The 18,660-nt window shown below is 30.0% G+C and carries 20 protein-coding genes; all 20 read right to left on the bottom strand.

All coding sequences use genetic code 11. The features are described 5' to 3' along the window. Nucleotide 1: 1 nt before the first annotated feature. Nucleotides 2–961, bottom strand: coding sequence for a glycosyltransferase family 2 protein (locus GKZ88_RS18335; RefSeq protein ID WP_155103764.1), 960 nt, complete (start codon nucleotides 959–961; stop codon nucleotides 2–4). A gap of 21 nt (nucleotides 962–982) precedes the next feature. Beyond that, nucleotides 983–2,137: a glycosyltransferase family 4 protein gene (locus tag GKZ88_RS18330; protein WP_155103763.1), complete on the bottom strand. Its 1,155-nt coding sequence runs from the start codon at nucleotides 2,135–2,137 to the stop codon at nucleotides 983–985. Nucleotides 2,138–2,144: 7 nt separating this feature from the next. Continuing rightward, nucleotides 2,145–2,852, bottom strand: coding sequence for a CatB-related O-acetyltransferase (locus GKZ88_RS18325; RefSeq protein WP_155103762.1), 708 nt, complete (start codon nucleotides 2,850–2,852; stop codon nucleotides 2,145–2,147). Next, the gene (locus GKZ88_RS18320) at nucleotides 2,853–4,232 is read right to left on the bottom strand and encodes a hypothetical protein (RefSeq protein ID WP_155103761.1); all 1,380 of its coding nucleotides are present in this window, start codon (nucleotides 4,230–4,232) and stop codon (nucleotides 2,853–2,855) included. Then, complete coding sequence (locus GKZ88_RS18315; protein WP_155103760.1) at nucleotides 4,226–4,714, bottom strand: HAD hydrolase family protein; 489 nt, start codon at nucleotides 4,712–4,714, stop codon at nucleotides 4,226–4,228. Before GKZ88_RS18315 ends, GKZ88_RS18320 begins: the two co-directional genes overlap by 7 nt. Then, a complete protein-coding gene (locus GKZ88_RS18310; protein WP_155103759.1) occupies nucleotides 4,715–5,272 on the bottom strand; it encodes a serine O-acetyltransferase in 558 nt (185 codons plus the stop codon). Beyond that, nucleotides 5,272–6,306, bottom strand: coding sequence for an N-acetylneuraminate synthase family protein (locus tag GKZ88_RS18305; RefSeq protein ID WP_155103758.1), 1,035 nt, complete (start codon nucleotides 6,304–6,306; stop codon nucleotides 5,272–5,274). The genes GKZ88_RS18310 and GKZ88_RS18305 overlap by 1 nt, the downstream gene beginning before the upstream one ends. Continuing rightward, nucleotides 6,303–7,049 (bottom strand): hypothetical protein, encoded by a 747-nt coding sequence (locus tag GKZ88_RS18300; protein ID WP_155103757.1) that lies wholly within the window; start codon nucleotides 7,047–7,049, stop codon nucleotides 6,303–6,305. The genes GKZ88_RS18305 and GKZ88_RS18300 overlap by 4 nt, the downstream gene beginning before the upstream one ends. A gap of 18 nt (nucleotides 7,050–7,067) precedes the next feature. Further along, entirely contained in the window at nucleotides 7,068–8,264 is a 1,197-nt protein-coding gene (locus tag GKZ88_RS18295) for an ABC transporter ATP-binding protein (RefSeq protein ID WP_155103756.1), read from the bottom strand. Nucleotides 8,265–8,266: 2 nt separating this feature from the next. Beyond that, a complete protein-coding gene (locus GKZ88_RS18290; protein ID WP_155103755.1) occupies nucleotides 8,267–9,112 on the bottom strand; it encodes an ABC transporter permease in 846 nt (281 codons plus the stop codon). Nucleotides 9,113–9,351: 239 nt separating this feature from the next. Next, nucleotides 9,352–11,319, bottom strand: coding sequence for a nucleoside-diphosphate sugar epimerase/dehydratase (locus GKZ88_RS18285; protein ID WP_155103753.1), 1,968 nt, complete (start codon nucleotides 11,317–11,319; stop codon nucleotides 9,352–9,354). 82 nt (nucleotides 11,320–11,401) lie between these two features. After that, nucleotides 11,402–12,286, bottom strand: a complete 885-nt coding sequence (gene rfbA, locus GKZ88_RS18280; protein WP_155103752.1) for a glucose-1-phosphate thymidylyltransferase RfbA — start codon at nucleotides 12,284–12,286, stop codon at nucleotides 11,402–11,404. Between the two features lie 76 nt (nucleotides 12,287–12,362). Next, nucleotides 12,363–13,208: a dTDP-4-dehydrorhamnose reductase gene (gene rfbD / locus GKZ88_RS18275; protein WP_155103751.1), complete on the bottom strand. Its 846-nt coding sequence runs from the start codon at nucleotides 13,206–13,208 to the stop codon at nucleotides 12,363–12,365. After that, the gene (gene rfbC / locus GKZ88_RS18270) at nucleotides 13,209–13,757 is read right to left on the bottom strand and encodes a dTDP-4-dehydrorhamnose 3,5-epimerase (protein ID WP_155103750.1); all 549 of its coding nucleotides are present in this window, start codon (nucleotides 13,755–13,757) and stop codon (nucleotides 13,209–13,211) included. It abuts the gene before it with no gap. Nucleotides 13,758–13,777: 20 nt separating this feature from the next. Beyond that, complete coding sequence (locus GKZ88_RS18265; protein WP_155103749.1) at nucleotides 13,778–14,917, bottom strand: DegT/DnrJ/EryC1/StrS family aminotransferase; 1,140 nt, start codon at nucleotides 14,915–14,917, stop codon at nucleotides 13,778–13,780. Beyond that, on the bottom strand, nucleotides 14,910–15,335 hold the full coding sequence (locus tag GKZ88_RS18260; RefSeq protein ID WP_155103748.1) for a WxcM-like domain-containing protein: 426 nt from the start codon (nucleotides 15,333–15,335) through the stop codon (nucleotides 14,910–14,912). The genes GKZ88_RS18265 and GKZ88_RS18260 overlap by 8 nt, the downstream gene beginning before the upstream one ends. After that, nucleotides 15,332–16,306, bottom strand: coding sequence for a glycosyltransferase family 4 protein (locus GKZ88_RS18255; RefSeq protein ID WP_155103747.1), 975 nt, complete (start codon nucleotides 16,304–16,306; stop codon nucleotides 15,332–15,334). The genes GKZ88_RS18260 and GKZ88_RS18255 overlap by 4 nt, the downstream gene beginning before the upstream one ends. Nucleotides 16,307–16,366: 60 nt before the next feature. Then, the gene (locus GKZ88_RS18250) at nucleotides 16,367–17,266 is read right to left on the bottom strand and encodes an NAD-dependent epimerase/dehydratase family protein (protein WP_155103746.1); all 900 of its coding nucleotides are present in this window, start codon (nucleotides 17,264–17,266) and stop codon (nucleotides 16,367–16,369) included. Continuing rightward, the gene (locus GKZ88_RS18245) at nucleotides 17,250–18,104 is read right to left on the bottom strand and encodes a glycosyltransferase (protein ID WP_155103745.1); all 855 of its coding nucleotides are present in this window, start codon (nucleotides 18,102–18,104) and stop codon (nucleotides 17,250–17,252) included. Before GKZ88_RS18245 ends, GKZ88_RS18250 begins: the two co-directional genes overlap by 17 nt. Beyond that, nucleotides 18,097–18,660: an SIS domain-containing protein gene (locus GKZ88_RS18240; protein ID WP_155103744.1), complete on the bottom strand. Its 564-nt coding sequence runs from the start codon at nucleotides 18,658–18,660 to the stop codon at nucleotides 18,097–18,099. The genes GKZ88_RS18245 and GKZ88_RS18240 overlap by 8 nt, the downstream gene beginning before the upstream one ends.

Raw genomic sequence — 18,660 nt, 5'->3', positions numbered from 1 at the left:
ATTATACTACAAATTTAAATTTACTTTTAATGTTAGAAAAACTAAACTTGCTTTGAATACACATTTTCAAAAAAAGAAAAAAAGAAATATTCTCTAGTTTTATAGCATAAAAAGGTCTGGTAAAAATAGCCCGATATCCGTGCAAATTAAACCATTTACTATATAACAATTCTTCTGATTGTAAGTTTATAATTTGAACTGAATTCATAAAAATCCGAATAGATTTCTCTTCAAGTAATCGCAACTTTTTTTTAAACATATCATTGTGATTACGGCTGACAGATTGATGCTCTCTAAAATAGTTTAATGTCTCAGATACAAAACAAACTTTTGATTTTAAAATTATCCGAACCCAAAAGTACCAATCACCACACATTTTCATATCTATGAGAGGTGTTGAAAAAATAGCATCCTCAACCAATTCTTTTTTAAAAATTACTGCACTTGCATTAGGAATAACATTAATAAAGCTAAGATAAGATTCAACAAATTCTTGTCCATCTTTAACGAAGTCTTTTTCCCATATATTAGGTCGAAATCGACTTGTATAGTTTATTCGATTAGCCAAATGATCCCCATTTTTATTAACGTCGTTCGTTTGGCAATAAATGACACCAATTAAAGAATCATCATCAGTACATTTTATCAATTTACTTAAAAAAGTCAGCTCACAATAATCATCGCTCTCAGCAATCCAAATATACTTTCCTTTTGCTAATTGTATCCCTCTTTGCCACTGTTTAAAAGGGCTTCCTGAATTTTCTCTATTAACGATAAAATGAGATACTTTAGGATGATTAGCATATTTTTCCAAAATAACTATACTATTATCTGTGCTTTTGTCATCCAACAATATAACTTCAAAATTTTGGTAGGTTTGGTTAAAAACTGAATCCAATCTTTGCGTCAAAAAAGCAGCATGATTGTAATTCGGTATAATTATAGAAATTAATGGATTCAATGTATATTATATATAAAATAATTATTTAATACTATTCTGAAATGATAATAAAATCTCCTCCATTTGATAAATACTATGTTCAAGTGAAAAATTTTCTCTAGCCCTTGCTTCTCCAGATTTTCCCATTGCTAGTCTTAAATCTGAATTATTCATCATCCATTCCATTTTAGTTATTAGTTCGTTAACATTTTCATATAACACACCATCAATTCCGTCTCTAATTATTTCTTTTGTTGCGTTATATTTTGACAACCTTCCTATTACTGGTAATGTATTTAACATAGCCTCTACAGTAACACGGCCAAAGGACTCCAACTCTGAGCACATTAAATAGCAATCAGCTCCTTTATAAAATTGTTCTACATTGTTTTGGTGACCAAATAAACGAACGTAGTCTTCTAAATCATTTTCTTTTATAAAAAACTCCATTTCAGACCGCAGCCTCCCCTCTCCTACAATATGTAATTGAAACTTATCGTTTCTTAACTTCAATTGTTTTACAGCTTCTAATGCTTCAAAATGACTTTTTCTTTTAATTAATGAGCCCACTATTAAAAAAACAAAAACATCTTTTTTATTCTTTCTATCTATAGTATTGCTTGAAATATCTATTCCATTGTAAACTACTTTGATTTTATCTTTCTTAATAAATTTAGAATAATACGACTTAAGCAAATTAGAGTTTACGATGATTACTTCAGATTTTTTCAAATACTTTTTTAAATAAAAATATCCGAAATTAGGAGTTATATCATAAAACTGGAATTCTCTTATATGCCATATGTGTTTTACTTTTAATTTTTCAGCTAACGCTACACCTATATTAATTACAGATGTGTTTGAATAGATAATATCCGGATTAAACTCTTTTAAAAAAATTAAATGCTGATTTATTACTTTTTCATTAAACCTTCTGACAGAAAACCATTTATTTACTGTTTTTAATGAATCTATAAAACTAACTTTTTTATAATCATTCTTGCTTTGGCTTGACCATTTAAATGGAATTATGGTATTATTAATTTTTAAATTGTCTAATTCTTCATTTAGAGTCCCTTTATATGGTGTGATTACAAAACATTCATGTTTTTGAGAAAGACCGCTAACTATTCCTAAAAAAGATTCATTAGCTCCATTACCCAATTGTCCCATATGAGAGTAAAATACAATACGCATTAATTAATTAATTTATTTTTTTTAGTGATTCTAGGCTGACTTTATCATAAAACAAATCCTTATTCTTTTTAATCTTTTCTATCTCCCAATCCCACCACTTAATTTCTAGCAGCTTATTTATAATTTCAGGAGAAAATCTATATTTCAAAACCTTCGCAGGAGTTCCGCCTGCTATTGCATAAGGAGGTATGTCATTTGTTACCACCGCATTTGCCGCAATTACAGCGCCGTCTCCAATTTTTACCCCTGTTAATATTGTTGAACCTGTTCCAATCCAGACATCATTTCCTATTTCAATTGCTCCTTTTGAAACAGCATCTGCGCCATATTTATCATTGAAAATTCTATATTTTATAAAATAAGTTGTTATACAATTAATATCATGATTATGTTCTTGAATATTTGTTCCTCGAGCTATAGAACAAAAATTTCCTATTTTTATTGGAAAATCTAACGAATAAAACTCTGTATTAGGTCCATTAACAGTAGTATTCGAGCCTATAATTATATTACCGTCAAATAGTACCTTATTAATCAAACTTCTGGCACCAACTTTTACTTTTCCTCTTAATTCTGAAAATTGTACTTGTGCACTTACATCAATTAATTCTGAGCATTGAACTTTCGATTCAATTATATTTTTAACAACCTTTTTCTTAGGTTCGCTAATTAAAGTCTTTTTTAATTTTCTATATAAGCTCTTAATTAATTTCATTTAATTAAAATTTTCTTTAATCAATTTACAAATATCTTTTTTCTCTACTCTCGTATTTGATTCGTACTTTATTTTTTGTTCAAATATAAATTCTAAATCATTTTGATTATTTATAAATAAATATCTTTTTGTTTTGATTTCATTTTCATAACATAAATAACCCTTATCTCCATATATAATATTTGTTATATCAAAATATTCCGCTTCAATAGCAGCACCTGAAAAATTAGTTAAATGGTAATCTACAAAACTAAAAAGTTCATGCAATGTTAATGAATTTGCTTTATCTATTTCTATTTGTTCTTTATATTTTAATTTAAGCATTTCACATATTTCCTTGTCTTGAGTATAACGCGGATGCAATCTCAAATATAGTACAACATTAGGATGTCGATCTAAAGAATTGATTATATAATCTGGCAACCCAGTTCCTTGCAAAGTAACAAGAATCCTAATTTGCGAGTCTGTCTTTATTTTTTTTGTTTTTTTTGATAACTCTAAAGAAAGATTGCCCCCTACGATATAGTTTATCTTTTTTATATCTTGAAATTGTCTTTCTAAATATTCAGCATCACTCTGTCTCCAAGCCCAAATTTTTGAAGGAAAAAAATCTTTTCCACTTCCTTGCATGGCTTTCCAACTGCTATATGCAAAATGATTTGAAGTCACTTGACTGTGCTGATATTCTACTATGGCAACATTTAACTGATTTGCTGCTCTAATAATACTCATCATTGTATTGTTATAATAACAGTACAACAGAATATTTTTTACATTACTTTTTTTCAAAATATTGAAGTACGTAAAATACTCCGCTTGATTAGTAATAATATTTTCTACTAAATGATTGTAGAGTTTAAAATCTGTGCCATATTGTTGAGTCAAAAAGTCACAAAATTGCTTTAATTTAAATTTGATTTCAGAATTTTTATTAAACTCATTTTTAACCTGCGCTAAATAGATTTTTTTCAAAATCTTTATATTACATCCAAGAAAAAAATCCTCATTTTTATAATCAAAAACACTGTAATCTATTTTCAGCTTTTCAAAATAATCTATAAATGGATCTGTATAAGGATTAGTAAGTACTTTTGAATTAGAGGCAGAGCTAATTCTGTTATGAGAGTTAGTAACAATTATATTTTTAACAATTTTATTTTGCTTAAAATTTTGCTTAAAAAAATTTAAGCGATCTTTTAAAGTTATTTTTACCGCAACGTCAGAAAAACACCTTGCACTATCATTTAATTTAAAAATATTGCCGTTTTTTAAATGCAGCTGATAAGCAACTTGAACTTTTATCAGAGGCCACCAATTAATATCATAAAATAAAAATTCATGGTTTTCAAATTCTTTAATAAAAACTTCTTGATTTAACATAATAATTTCAATACCAACTCATCTCCTAAGATAGTTTCTACAAACTCACGAAAAGCTCCATCCCCCCCTGCTCTAGCAGTTACAAAATTTACTTTATCTTTTATGTATTTTGGAGCATTACTTGGCGAACAACTAATCCCAACATGCAATAGCAATTCTAAATCACCTAAATCATCTCCTATGTAAGCTACATCAGTTAAAGAAATATTTAATTTCTTACAGATTTTCCTAGCAATAATCAACTTATCAGAAACTCCTTGATACAAAAAATCAATTTTTAATTTTTCTGCACGTCGTTTTACAATCTCCGTATCTTCACCAGTGATAATTCCTACTGGAATATTTAGTTTTTTACAAAATAGGACACCTGCACTATCTGAGGTATTAAACTTTTTCCATTCGTTACCCGTCTGGTCATAGTACATACCTCCATCTGTCCAAACACCATCAATATCTGTCAATATTAATTTTGGTAATTTCATTTAATATATTTTTGATTTTTCAGGATAACTCTTGTCGACAAAAACATTCGCCCCTATTATTGAATTTTCACCAATGTAAATATCACCTACAATAATTGATCCTGGGTAAATAATTACATTATTGCCTATTTTAGCTCTTCCCCCATTTTTTTCGCCAATAGTTACAGCATGGTGTAGCAAAACGTTATCTCCCAAAATTGTTCTTGAACCTATAACAGTTCCAATTCCATGATTTATTTTTAATCCTTTTCCAATCTCTGCAGAAAAATAAATTTCGATAGCGGTCAATGAAAAACCTACTGAAGAAAATTCTAAAGCATTTATTTCATCACCTTTTAAAAATAGTTTTCTTGCAATTCTATAAAAGAAAGTGGCTAATAATCCTGGAAAATATTTCACTTTATAAATATCAAGGGAATCACTATAATACCTTTGATAATCATAACTAAATAATTCAATTATTTCATTCCATTCTTGATTTGATAAAGAATTACAATCCGGATTAAAAATAGATTTGTTTCCTAATTCCCTAATTATTTCCTTTAAATTTTCTATCATTACAAAAGATTATCAAAATAAATCACTTCATTTTCTTCTATATCATTTTTAATTTTTTTGCCTAAAATTTTTTCCTTTTCCGTCCACTTGAATCCATCTCCTGGCGATAACATATGAATATCAGCCTCTGTAATTACCATTCCAGATTTCATCATTTTATTCGTAGCAATAGAACGTTCTAATTTTTCTTTCGCCACTGCCGTCTCTGGAACAATAAAAATATCTTCGATTCCCATGGATTGATCTAAAATCCTGATATCCCTCACCATTCTATTAACTCCATCAGGTCCTAATGAACCAGCTTGGTCAGTTCCTTTCATTCTTCGATCAAGTGTAATATGTTTTTCTATAATTTTGGCTCCCATTGCAACTGCTGCTACTGGGGTAGAAATACCTATAGTATGATCTGAATAACCTATCATGAAATCATTGTAATTTGCAAGCAAATACTTAATCGTATTTAAATTAACATTTTTAGGTTCAGTAGGATACTGAGAAACACAATGCAGTATTGATAAATCAAAATGATGTTTTGTTATAACTTTAATAGCATCATCTAATTCCTTTTTACCAGCCATGCCAGTAGAAACAATAATAGGGATTTTAGTTTCTGCTAAGGCTTCCAACAAAGGTAAATTTGTTAAATCTCTACTAGCTACTTTTAATTTATCAGGGGTAAAAAGACGTAACATTGACAAACAGCCAACTGCACAAATTGTTTCAACAAAATCTAAACCTTTTGCTTTTGCGTACTGATAAACTTCAAAATGTTCTTCTTCTGATAGCTCTAGTTTTTCACGATGTTCACCATAAGTTTTTCCAAAAGAATGAGGTGAATCATAAATTCTAGCCATTTGTGATTGTGACAATTCTTGCTTTAAATCACGTTTGGTCAGCTTTATAGCATCCATCCCTTTTAATACATTCCCAAAGACTTCGTCTTTAATTTCTCTTGAGGCTAAATCAATTATAACTTTAGCTAAATCAACTGACCCATTATGGTTTTGCCCTATTTCTCCTATTATATAAGTCATTTCGAGTATTTATTAATATTTGCAATCATATTTTTTATGATTAATGGATTTTGTTCTGCAAAAAGAATAGTTTTTACAATATCATAATTAACTTCACTATAGTATTTATATACTTCCTGCAAAACTTCAAAATCAACAATATCATCTATTGTAAAACGTAAATGGTTTCTATTTCTTAAAAAAGAAGGTATTGTTTTTAAGTTGCATTCAAACAAATCACTTTCATAAATAAAATTTGTAACATGCTCCAAATATAGAGAATCTGAAGTTATTGACAGCACTTTAGACAATGCTTCAACAGTGACTATTTCTGCAAAAAAACCAAAATGTGTTTTAATTACAGGAATGTTATTGCTGTTTTTAAAACTCCAATAATCAGCTTTAGGATTATCATTGTGAAATTTAAGTAATTCATTTAAAAAGTTGATATCAAGAAAAGGATTATCGGCACAAATTCTAATAATCTTTTGAGAATCATAATGAGAAGCCGCATCTATAAACCTTTTTAAGACATTTTTTTCATCCCCTCTAAAATAATTTATATCTCTTTTTTTACAAAATTCTGCTATCTCATCGTCCTTCGTATTATCAGTTGTACAAATTATTATTGGCACTAAAGGAAAACTCGTTTGAAGTTTTTGTATAATAATCTCCAGGATACTCTTATTGTCAAAAAATGGCAATAAAATTTTAGATGGGAGCCGTGTTGATCCTGTTCTGGCTTGTATGAATATATGAGTCATTTTAAAAGTACATTCAAATTAATACCATTCACTAGGCAATAAAAAATCAGCCCCAACAGTAATCGTCGGTTTTACAATAAAATGACCAATATTGCTTTGCCTTAATATTCTTTTATTTGTATCTAGATTTGTTACATGTAAATGAATGCTATATTTTCCGTACTTTAAATATAAACCTTTAATGATGGCAGTTACCTTAATTTTTCCATCAACTACTTTCCCAATAAAATTTACTGTATCAGAGTCTACCTCAGCCAAAAGTTTATACTCTATATTAAAAAAACCTAATCTAAATTTTAAGTTCTGGACATCATTAACAGCATCAATTTCAAATTCTACTTTTAAATCATCTCCATTTTTTATAGAAGTCTCAGCAACTTTTTTCGAATTTTCTATAAAATTAAATCCAATTAATGCTACACTTCCATCTCCAATCAATTGTTCATCACTAGTTTGAAACTTGAAAAAATATTGTTCAACTACCTCTCCAACATTTTTACTATAAAAATCCAATTTACCATGCTCTAATAGCATTGCTTCATTACAAACTGTAGTAACTTGAGCCATTGAATGTGATACAAATATAACAGCAGAATTTGCTAACAATTCTGTAATTTTATTCATGCATTTTACTCTAAACCCTAAATCACCAACCGAAAGTACCTCGTCAATAATTAAAATATCTGGTTCCATTTGAGCTGCCACTGCAAAACCTAAACGTACTTTCATCCCGCTGCTATAATTTTGCACTGGCATATCTATAAAGTCACGGATCTCAGCAAAATCAATAATTTCTTCTACCTTAGAATCGATTTCTTTTTTTGAAAAACCCAAAACGGCACCATTATTATAGATATTTTCTCGCCCTGTTAAGATAGGATTAAAACCAGCGCCTAATTCAATTAAAGCACAAACTCTCCCTTTCATGGTTACTTTTCCTTCATCTGGATTAATTAACCCATTTAAAATTTTTAGTAACGTGGATTTTCCAGCTCCGTTATGCCCAATTAATCCTAGGCATTCTCCTCTTGTTAATTCGAAATTAATATCTTTTACGGCCCAAAACTCCTTTGGACGCAAATCTGAACTATCCTTTTTATTTCCCACTACGTTGGAGCATAAATCTTTTACACCGTACCAAAGACTGGTTTTTAAATCTTTACAAAACTTTTTAGAAAGATTTTCTACTTTTACTAATACTTCTTTTTCCTTCATTATTAGGCACTCATACGTTCAACAATTATTGGAATAGAAATTCTATAAAAAACTAATCCTAAAAAAAATAAAGGAATGCAAACAGCAAAAACCCCTAAATAATAGATAGGATAATCTATATTCTGCCCAAATAATAAGTTTTTAGTAGTTAATAGTAAAGGTGTTAGTGGATTTATTTCCATCAAAGTCTTTAACAATCCCGTTTTAGGAATTGCATAAACTACTGGCGTAGCATACATCAAGAAACTAAGCCCCATACTAATTATTTTCCCCACATCATTATAGAGCATTCCCAAAGGTGTAATAAATAAACCGATGGTTGTTCCAAAAAAAATAATTCCTAAAAAAGCAAATGGAAATAACAGAATAGAAGAATGAAAACCTACTCCATAAACTATTAAAAAAATTAACAGCAAAAGTATTTTCACAAAACTATTTGACAGCAGTTTGTAAACGCCTGATAAGATTAAGGCTTCCTTAGGAAAATTAATCTTAGAAAGTATCGATTTTGCACCATTAGTATTTGCCATTGGTGCATTAATAGACTCAATGACAATTGACCAAAGTAATGTTCCTGAGAAAACAAACACAGGATATGGAACTCCAGTATCTGATAATTTAACTGTTCCTGATTTACTTAAAATAATCCAAACTAAAGCTGTAGACAATGGCGTAATAAATGCCCAAATAATACCTAAAAATGATTGGCGGTATTGTGCCTTAATATCGCGAATAGCAAGTTGTTTTGCCAAAAAACGCGAACTAAACATATCATTAAGGCTTTCTCGTAAAAGTTTACCAATTTTATTATTATTTACTTTTTGATAAACCGTAGTTTTTAATTCCATTTAAGTAGGTTAGAATAATTGTTGATTTTATTATTATTTTATTTGAGGCTAAATTTATTTATAATTAATGAAACATAATTTCGTAGAACTTATTCCAATTAAATTTAATCAAAAGTTTTTTTAATGAATTAACAAGATTTTTAGTCGTTTGAAAATTCTATAAAAAACGAAAAGGCGTTTTGTTAAAAAACACCTTTTTCTTATATTTTCATTAAAACTTAAACTTAACGTAATAAATATTACTTATCCAAAACTTCAAAAGCAGAATTCATGCTTTTAAATTCGGGAACAATTTTTTTCATTTTTGCTACAATATCATCGTTATCATAGAAATCAGCAATACCAATCAGTTCATCTATATCGATATGGAGGCTTTCATATTCATCCTGAATTTCTTGAGCAATCATGATTTTATTATGATATGTTGGCAACGTTTTAGAAGTATCATTTAGTAATTCTTCATAAAGTTTTTCTCCAGGGCGTAAGCCAACGATTTTTATTTTGATTTCTTTATCTGGAATAAAACCAGCTAATTTGATCATTTTTTTTGCCAAATCAATAATACGGACTGGTTTACCCATATCAAAGATATAAATCTCACCTCCATTACCCATTGCCCCAGCTTCAAGAACTAATTGGCAAGCCTCAGGAATAGTCATGAAATAACGAATAATATCTTGATGTGTTATGGTTACTGGACCTCCTTCTGCAATTTGTTTTGTGAATAAAGGAACTACAGATCCATTTGAACCTAAAACATTACCAAAACGTGTTGTAATAAATTTTGTACTGCCTTCATTATTTTCTCTTTGATTCTTCAAAAACAAAGATTGTACATATTTCTCTGCAATTCGCTTGCTCGCTCCCATTACATTACTAGGATTAACAGCTTTGTCTGTTGATACCATGACAAATTTTTTGACACGATATTTACATGATAAGTCTGCTAGATTTTTAGTTCCTTTAATATTTGTCAAAATAGCCTGTGACGGATTTTCTTCCATCAAAGGAACATGTTTATAAGCCGCTGCGTGAAAAACAACATGCGGATTATAGTTTTTAAAAACTTTTTCGAGTGCTTTTTTACTTCTTACATCTGCAATTACGGCAACTATTTTAGTTTCTGCTTTTGAGGCGAATGTTTCTAAACATAAATTATGCAAGGGAGTTTCAGCATGATCTAAAATTATTACAACTTTTGGATTAAATCCAAGAACTTGCCTAACTATCTCACTCCCTATCGAACCTGCAGCGCCTGTAATTAAAATAGTTTTATCTTTTAATTGCTTAGAAATTGACTTGCTGTCTAAAACAATAGGCTTTCTTTCTAATAAATCTTCAATTTGAATATTCTTAACTTTCTGAGAAATCTCTTTTTGATTTTCCCAGTCTGAAATCAACGGAACTGTATAAACTCGATAATTGAACTCTAAACATTGATCTACAATGATTAATTGCTCGTCTTTAGACAAACTTTTATCGGCAATAATTACACCTTCTGCAGCTACAGAACGCATTAAAGCTGGTAATTTTTTCCTTAAAATCAAGATTGGCAAATCAAGCATTCTCTTCGATGCATTTTGATTATTTTTGTCAACAAATCCAACGATTTTAAATCGGGAAGGCGTTTCAAATTTTAATGCATTGGCAACAGAAATTGCGTTTGCATCTGTTCCATAAATTACCGTTCTAATAAGTTTTGTGTTTGCCTTTTCTGAAAAATATAATTCAAAAGTTTGTTTAACAATTACACGATATAAAAACAATCCACAAAAGGATAGAACCAAGTTGATAAAAAGTGCTGTATTTAAAAAAGCTTTATGTCCTGTGTATAATTCAAAAACTAAATTAAAAAATAAAAAGAACACCAAAACTGACATTTGCGAAAACAGTAATTTTATGGCATCAATATAAGAAGAATGCCTAATAATTCCTGAATAAGTTCTAAAAAGCCAGAAGAAAAATATATTTACAAGTATTAAACTTGAAACAAAATAAAAGTCGTGAGATGTAATTATATATCCCAATGCTGTCCCTTCAAACAGCATATAAGTAAAACTAAAAGAAAATATTAAAACCATTACATCAATCCCAACAATAATCCACCTAGGCAAATAGCTAAGGTTATTAATGTGAGCCCTTAGATTTCTAGGAGATAACGAGTTATGCAACACGTCGGCTATTTTGGCCTGTTTATCTGTATTCAATGGTATTAATTTTGATTCTGCAAATTTGTAGGTCTTACAAAAATACAAATTAAACGTTTAAAAATGCATTTATGTAAGTAAATTAAATTTTAATCCCTTTTTTCTTCTGTTTTAAAAACTCTATTAAGTAATTTCCATAACCAGATTTGACTAAGGGCAATGCAAGTTCCTCTAATTGAGCATCATTGATAAAACCTTGTCTCCATGCAATCTCTTCAATACATCCTACTTTCAGTCCTTGTCTCTCCTCCAAGACTTGAACAAATTGCCCAGCCTGCATTAGACTATTAAAAGTTCCGGTATCTAACCAAGCTGTTCCTCTGCTTAAGATCCCAACTTTTAAAGCTTCTCTTTCTAAATAAACCTTATTAACATCTGTAATTTCATATTCACCACGTGCACTTGGTTTAATATTTTTTGCAATTTCCACTACAGAATTGTCGTAGAAATATAATCCTGGAACTGCGTAACTCGACTTTGGTTCAATGGGTTTTTCTTCAATCGAAATCGCTTTAGAATTTTCATCAAATTCAACTACTCCATATCGTTCTGGATCTGAAACATGATAAGCAAAAACAACACCACCTGTCGGTTTTGTATTAGACTTCAGCAATTCCTGCATATTAGACCCAAAAAAGATGTTGTCTCCTAATATCAAAGCTACATCATCATTCCCAATAAACTCTTCGCCAATTACAAATGCCTGCGCCAATCCATTAGGAATTGCTTGTTCTGCGTAAGAGAATTTACATCCAAGCGACGATCCATCTCCTAATAATTTTTTAAAATTTGGTAAATCATGCGGAGTCGATATAATAAGAATTTCGCTGATTCCTGACATCATCAAAGTCGATAACGGATAGTAAATCATTGGCTTATCATAAACCGGCATCATTTGTTTACTCATTGCAAGTGTCAATGGATGTAAGCGAGTACCTGAACCTCCAGCTAAAATAATTCCTTTCATATGTTTTTAATTTTAAATTCTAGACTTTAGATTTCATCACCTGTTTAACAATGATAAATTCAAATCTTGAATCAATTTATATAAATATTTTTTTTAAACTTTCTTTATAATAAGGTACTTCCAAACCATAATCTTTCTTTATTTTATTTTTGCCAAGTAAAGAAAACTCAGGGCGCTTTGCCGGAGTTGGATAAGATGCTGATGGAATGCCTCCAACAATACAGTTATAATTACCTAATTCTTTTATGGCTAACGCAAACTCATACCAACTTATTTCTCCTTCATTAGAATAATTATAAATCCCTGGAATCCATTTTGAAGACTCGATAATATCTAACATAGCCTGCGCGAGATCAGTGGCGTAAGTTGGAGAACCCACCTGATCATTTACTACATTTATTGAATCTCTCTCCTGCATTAATCGCTGCATGGTTTTAACAAAATTATTTCCAAATTTACTGTAAACCCAAGAAGTCCTGATAATAATTGAATCTGGATTTTCTTTTAAGCAAGCAATTTCACCTGCTAATTTACTTTCACCATAAACATTTATAGGATTTGTTGCAGCTTCTTCATTTAAAGCCACTGAAGATGTCCCATCAAAAACATAATCTGTAGAGACGTGAATTAATTTCGCTTTATTTTCTGAAGCATATTTTGCAATTATTCCAACAGCTAAATGATTTATTGTAAAAGCTAATTCCTTTTCACTTTCAGCTTTATCAACTGCTGTGTAAGCTCCACAATTAAATATTATATCTGGATTGATTTCATTTAATTGAGTTTTAAGTAACAATAAATCATCTAATGTTACCTTAGTTCTATCAGCAAAGAACCAATCATAATTTTTGTAATTTTCAGACAAGACCTGCAGTTCAGATCCCAGCTGTCCATTTGCTCCTGTTACAAGAATCTTTTTCATTTAAAACAGACTATTACAATTTTCAATAGTAGGTAAAACTAGATCTTTCTCTGACACAATTGCATCGTTTAAATCCATTCCCCAATCAATATTTAAAGACGGATCATCAAATTTAATTCCGCCTTCTGAGGCTTTGTTATAAAACTGATCACACTTGTACATCACTGAAGCTGTTTCGCTAATAACCGAAAAACCATGAGCAAATCCTTGTGGAACCAACAATTGTTTTTTGTTTTCGGCTGACAATAAAATACTAAATGATTTTCCGTAAGTTGGAGAATTTTTTCTCAAATCTACGGCCACATCAATAATTTCACCTTCTAAAACACGAACCAGTTTAGTTTGTGCAAAAGGAGGATTTTGATAATGCATTCCCCTTAATGTCCCTTTTTTTGAAAAAGACTGATTATCTTGTACAAAATCAATATTAATTCCTAAGTCTTCAAATTTAGTTTTACTGTATGATTCAAAAAAGTATCCTCTTGCATCACCAAAAACAGTTGGCTCTACAACAACCAAATCCTTTATAAATGTTTCTTCAATTCTCATATTATATTTTTAATCGTATTTTATGATTTAAAAAAAGTGGTAATCACCTCTTTTATTCTATTCTTATCGTCCATTGTTAAATTTGAGCCAGATGGCAAACATAATCCTTTTTTGAATAAATTCTCCGCTACAGTAGTTCCATAATAAGCATACTTTTCAAAAATAGGCTGTAAATGCATTGGTTTCCAAAGCGGACGGCTTTCAATATTTTTTGCCTCCAGCGCTAGCCTTAAACTTTCTCTATTTTTATTTGGACTCTCATTATTTATCAAAATAGTATTCAACCAATAACTAGAATAATAATCTTCATTTAAAACTTCAAAAAATTCGACAGCAGCTATCTCTTTAAAAATCTCTTTATAAAAACTATGATTTTCCCTTCTTTTTATAACGTTTTTATCTAGAATTTTCATCTGACCAATACCAACACCTGCACAAATATTACTCATTCTATAATTATAACCTATTGAACTATGTTGATAATGCACTTCGTTATCTTTTGACTGGGTAGCATAAAAAATTGCTTTTTCTCTGATCACTTTAGAATTAGAAATCAATGCTCCTCCGCTAGAAGTTGTTATAATTTTGTTCCCGTTAAATGATAAAACTCCTAAGTTCCCAAAAGTTCCACATTTTTTTCCTTTATAAGAACTGCCTAAAGCTTCGGCACTATCTTCTATAATTGGAATTTGATATCGATCTGCTATAGCATGAATTTCATCCACTTTATAAGGATTTCCATATAAATGAACTGCTATAATCGCTTTTGGTTTTTTGCCTTTTTTAATTCTGTCTTTTATTGCGATTTCAAGATTTTCAGGGCAAATGTTCCAAGTTTCTTTCTCACTGTCAATAAAAACAGGAATTGCTCCTTGATATAAAATTGGATTTGCAGATGCAGAAAATGTCATTGTCTGACAAATAACCTCATCATCCTTTTCTACACCCAATAAAACGAGTGCTAAATGAATTGCCGATGTTCCAGAATTTAATGCTGTTACAAATAAGTCTTCTCCTAAATAGTTTTGAAGTTCAATTTCGAAATTATCTACATTTGGACCTCCAGAAGTTATCCAATTATCTTCTAAGGCTTTTGAAACATATTCTTTTTCAAAACCACTTTGTACTCCTAAGGACAAATAAATTCTAGAATTATTCATTTATTAACCAATAATCTGCTGGATAACGAACATCATCATCCTTTACATCCTTCAAGGGTAAAGTTGAAAAAGATATTAATTTTGAATTATTTTCTAAAGATTCAATGGCATTAGCATAACCAGCTGGAATATGAATTATTTTACTATCAGATTCAGAAACAATTATAGTTTCAACTTTCAAGTTTTTTGATGGATTTTCCCAATCATCAACTTTCACAAAATGTATTTTAAAAGACCCGCTTAGACAGTAAAAGTTTTTTGCGTCTAGTTTGTGCCCTTGCCAGGCACGGATAGGACTTTCATTGGAATTACTTATAATATAAAATCTTTCAATATCCTCAAAAGTAAAATCATTTACATATGAAATCGTACCGCGATGATCTGAAAAATTACCTCCTTGAATTACTTTTGGTATCATGCTTTTATCTGTAAATTATTTTTGTTTAGCAAATAAAATTTTGAAGAATAAATACACAGCAAAGGCAGGATTATAATTAAGAATATTATTAAATCTTGAACTTTGTGATAAAGGAAAACAACTAATAAAGAAATTGCTGTCTGCATTAAAGCATAAAAAAGAGCTACTAATCTATGTTGTATTTTATATTCATTACTTAGTATTTGATACAAATGTAATCGATGGGCTTCAAAAATATTCTGCTTCAGGTAAAGTCTGTGTAATATTGTACAAACGGCATCAACGCCATATACAGCCAAAAACAATAGCCATATTATTGATTCTGTTGCAAGAATTAATTTTAAAACTAAATAGATTATCCAAAAAGCGATGGCTATACTTCCAACATCGCCGGCAAAACATTTTGCCTTTTTCCTGTAATTAAAAAACAAGAAAATTAAACTTGCAAGCATTGCATATTTTATAAAAGCTCCATCAACAAAAAGCTGAATTTTTGTATTTACATATAATAATGACCCCATAACTACCAATGTATACAGTCCTGTAATTCCATTAATTCCATCCATGAAATTATAGGCATTTATCAAGCCAATGGCAGTAATATAAGCAATTACAATACCCCAAATCGGAATTGTATTGAATAAATTCATATCATAAAAAATCAAAGTAATCGAGAGAAAATGGATTGAAATTCGGATTTTATTTGATAGACTTTGAATATCATCCCAAAAACTAACTAAACTCACAAGAGTAATTCCTGTAAAGAAAAAGTAATTGTTTTGAACATTCTGCACAAAATAAAATAAAGCTGCGAACCAAAAAATGATTCCACCTCCTCTTAATGTTATTTCGGTATGCGAACTCCTTTGATTTGGTTTATCAATAATATTAAAATAATCAGCTATTCTAAAATAAATTAATTCAACAATAAAAAGTAATAGAATAACGACACACAGAGATGCTTGTAACATTTATTTATAAGGTATTTTAATCTTTAATTAATCGCATTTAAAAACATCCAGTTTTTTATTTTATCTCTTAAAAGCTTTAGCCGTTTTACAAAGCCCTTCCATTGAACTTAATGGAAATTCTATATCTAAGGCCTCTTTAATTTTAATATTGCTAACAATATAGTTTTCTGTTAGTTTTTTTAAACGTTCTGTATTTAAAGGGAGTTTTATTTTATCTCCAATTTTAGCTGTTTTTATTATTATTTTTTGTGAAATCGGCCATAATTTAGGCTTCTTATTTAAAGAATTAGCTAGAAACGAGACGATCTGATTTGTTGACAATGGTTCATCATCAGCAACGTTGTAAATCCCCGATGGTATATTCTTCTCAAACAATTTTTTAATGACAAAGCATAAATTATCTACACTTAAAAGCGATCGTTTGTTATCAAATGCAGCCAGCGGGTAAGGAATATTTTTTTGTACAAACTTATATAACAAATTCAAATTACCTTTATTACCAGGGCCATGTATCATACATGGACGTAAAATATAGTATGATTTTCCTTCTGGCAATGGTTGGTTTTGGATATATTCCTCGGCCATAAGTTTTGACTTTCCATAATGTGTCTGCGGATTTGGCAAATGTTCTTCAGTTAAAATTCCATCGACCACATCTGCTGTGGCTTTTACTGAACTAACAAAAATAAATTTTCCTGCCTTAGACTTCAAAAATTCATCATATAGCTTTTTGGTTAGTTCAAAATTTATCCGATAATATTCATCAGGATTTGATGTTGCCTTAAGATCGTGCGCTTTACCCGCTAGATGAACTATGGCATCATTTACATCAAATTCTAATTTAGACACATCATGAAAGTCTGTCCTGGTGATTGGACAATATTCAAAAGAGCTGTCCTTTAAATACTGAATAAGGTTTTTCCCAACGAAACCTGAATTTCCACTAACCCAAACTTGCATCTTGTCTTTTTCTTAATAAGGTATAAATTTTCCTCAAAGCGCCTGTCGGCAGTGAGCGTACAACAATTCGTGAAATAACTAAAGTATAATACCTAAGAGTTGAAAGAAATTTAATCTTGTACAAAAATTTTATTCCTGTAAGTTCTCCTTTTAAGAAATTCATACCTGATCTCCTTGTTATTAACCCTTCACCCGTACGCGCTTTAACTAAAACATCTGGCAGATTAGCCGCTTTATGGCCATTGACTAAAAACAAGCCCCAAAATGAATAGTCTTCATAAACTTTCATGATAGGATATCCTCCTAATGCGATGGCAACATCTCTTTTATAAAAAACTGTCTGATGGTTAAAAGGACATCGCCATTTGGCAAATGACAATATTTCACGATATTTAACGGGTACTCTTCTAATTCCCATTGAAACTTCCATTTTTTCATCAAATTCTTCAATTTGGCCACCTAATATAACAACGTCATTGTTATTTTTTAAAAACTCAATTTGTTTTTCAAAACGATCAGGAAAGCAGATATCATCTGAATCAAACCTAGCAATATAATTACATCTACTTGCATGTAATCCTAAATTCAAGCAAGGAGCCAATCCTTTTACTTCTTTGGAATCGACAACTCTTATTACTTCGTCTCCAAAAGCCTTAATCCAATAGTTAAGGATATTATTTTGCTCTTCATTTAAAACTCCCTCTTGTACAAGTATTATTTCAGTAGGTTTAAGAGTTTGATTATATAAACTTTTCAAACTTTCTTCGATGTATTCTGGTTTTTCTTTAAAAAACAATGGCATTAGAACACTAAAGTCAAAATCTTTACTATTAGTCATAGCGAGACAGTACTTTCATTAAAACATGCACGAGCATCATATGAATATCTTCAGAAATTTGCATATCATTCACATTAGCATTGATACTTAAAGATGAAATTTCACGCAATTTTCCGCCTGAAAAACCAGTTAACCCAACAGTAAAATTCCCTCTTTCGTTTGCATACTCAATAGCTTTCAGAACATTTTTAGAGTTTCCGCTACCTGATATACCAACAATAAGATCTCCTTCTTCAATAAAGTTTTTCATTTGCTCAACAAACACATCATCATATGATAAGTCGTTCGAATAAGCTAAAATTGTAGCAATATTATCAGTTAATGCTATTACCTTATATCTTTTACTTTTTCCAAGTGAAACTCCTTTGTTTATATCACAGGCAAAATGTGAAGCAGTTGACCCACTACCTCCATTACCAAATATAATAACGCGTTTTCCTTCTTGTCTTGTTTTTTCTAAAAGTTCAGAAAATTGAACGATCTCTTTTCTGCTTAAAGCATCAATTGTATTTTTTAATTCTGATAGATATGTATCTATAATTGTTAATGATTCCAT

Source organism: Flavobacterium sp. LC2016-01 (assembly GCF_009711135.1).
Lineage (GTDB): Bacteria > Bacteroidota > Bacteroidia > Flavobacteriales > Flavobacteriaceae > Flavobacterium.
The sequence above is the reverse complement of the archived record's forward strand: the minus strand, read 5'-3'. Positions and strand labels throughout refer to the sequence as shown.

What these genes read in the sequence shown, in the direction of transcription:
- rfbC (WP_155103750.1), bottom strand. Translation starts at nt 13,757, where the DNA reads ATGAGAATTGAAGAAACATTTATAAAGGATTTGGTTGTTGTAGAGCCA.
- GKZ88_RS18255 (WP_155103747.1), bottom strand. Translation starts at nt 16,306, where the DNA reads ATGTTACAAGCATCTCTGTGTGTCGTTATTCTATTACTTTTTATTGTT.
- rfbA (WP_155103752.1), bottom strand. Translation starts at nt 12,286, where the DNA reads ATGAAAGGAATTATTTTAGCTGGAGGTTCAGGTACTCGCTTACATCCA.
- rfbD (WP_155103751.1), bottom strand. Translation starts at nt 13,208, where the DNA reads ATGAAAAAGATTCTTGTAACAGGAGCAAATGGACAGCTGGGATCTGAA.
- GKZ88_RS18240 (WP_155103744.1), bottom strand. Translation starts at nt 18,660, where the DNA reads ATGGAATCATTAACAATTATAGATACATATCTATCAGAATTAAAAAAT.
- GKZ88_RS18265 (WP_155103749.1), bottom strand. Translation starts at nt 14,917, where the DNA reads ATGAATAATTCTAGAATTTATTTGTCCTTAGGAGTACAAAGTGGTTTT.
- GKZ88_RS18315 (WP_155103760.1), bottom strand. Translation starts at nt 4,714, where the DNA reads ATGAAATTACCAAAATTAATATTGACAGATATTGATGGTGTTTGGACA.
- GKZ88_RS18325 (WP_155103762.1), bottom strand. Translation starts at nt 2,852, where the DNA reads ATGAAATTAATTAAGAGCTTATATAGAAAATTAAAAAAGACTTTAATT.
- GKZ88_RS18330 (WP_155103763.1), bottom strand. Translation starts at nt 2,137, where the DNA reads ATGCGTATTGTATTTTACTCTCATATGGGACAATTGGGTAATGGAGCT.
- GKZ88_RS18320 (WP_155103761.1), bottom strand. Translation starts at nt 4,232, where the DNA reads ATGTTAAATCAAGAAGTTTTTATTAAAGAATTTGAAAACCATGAATTT.
- GKZ88_RS18305 (WP_155103758.1), bottom strand. Translation starts at nt 6,306, where the DNA reads ATGACTTATATAATAGGAGAAATAGGGCAAAACCATAATGGGTCAGTT.
- GKZ88_RS18290 (WP_155103755.1), bottom strand. Translation starts at nt 9,112, where the DNA reads ATGGAATTAAAAACTACGGTTTATCAAAAAGTAAATAATAATAAAATT.
- GKZ88_RS18250 (WP_155103746.1), bottom strand. Translation starts at nt 17,266, where the DNA reads ATGCAAGTTTGGGTTAGTGGAAATTCAGGTTTCGTTGGGAAAAACCTT.
- GKZ88_RS18310 (WP_155103759.1), bottom strand. Translation starts at nt 5,272, where the DNA reads ATGATAGAAAATTTAAAGGAAATAATTAGGGAATTAGGAAACAAATCT.
- GKZ88_RS18300 (WP_155103757.1), bottom strand. Translation starts at nt 7,049, where the DNA reads ATGACTCATATATTCATACAAGCCAGAACAGGATCAACACGGCTCCCA.
- GKZ88_RS18245 (WP_155103745.1), bottom strand. Translation starts at nt 18,104, where the DNA reads ATGACTAATAGTAAAGATTTTGACTTTAGTGTTCTAATGCCATTGTTT.
- GKZ88_RS18295 (WP_155103756.1), bottom strand. Translation starts at nt 8,264, where the DNA reads ATGAAGGAAAAAGAAGTATTAGTAAAAGTAGAAAATCTTTCTAAAAAG.
- GKZ88_RS18260 (WP_155103748.1), bottom strand. Translation starts at nt 15,335, where the DNA reads ATGATACCAAAAGTAATTCAAGGAGGTAATTTTTCAGATCATCGCGGT.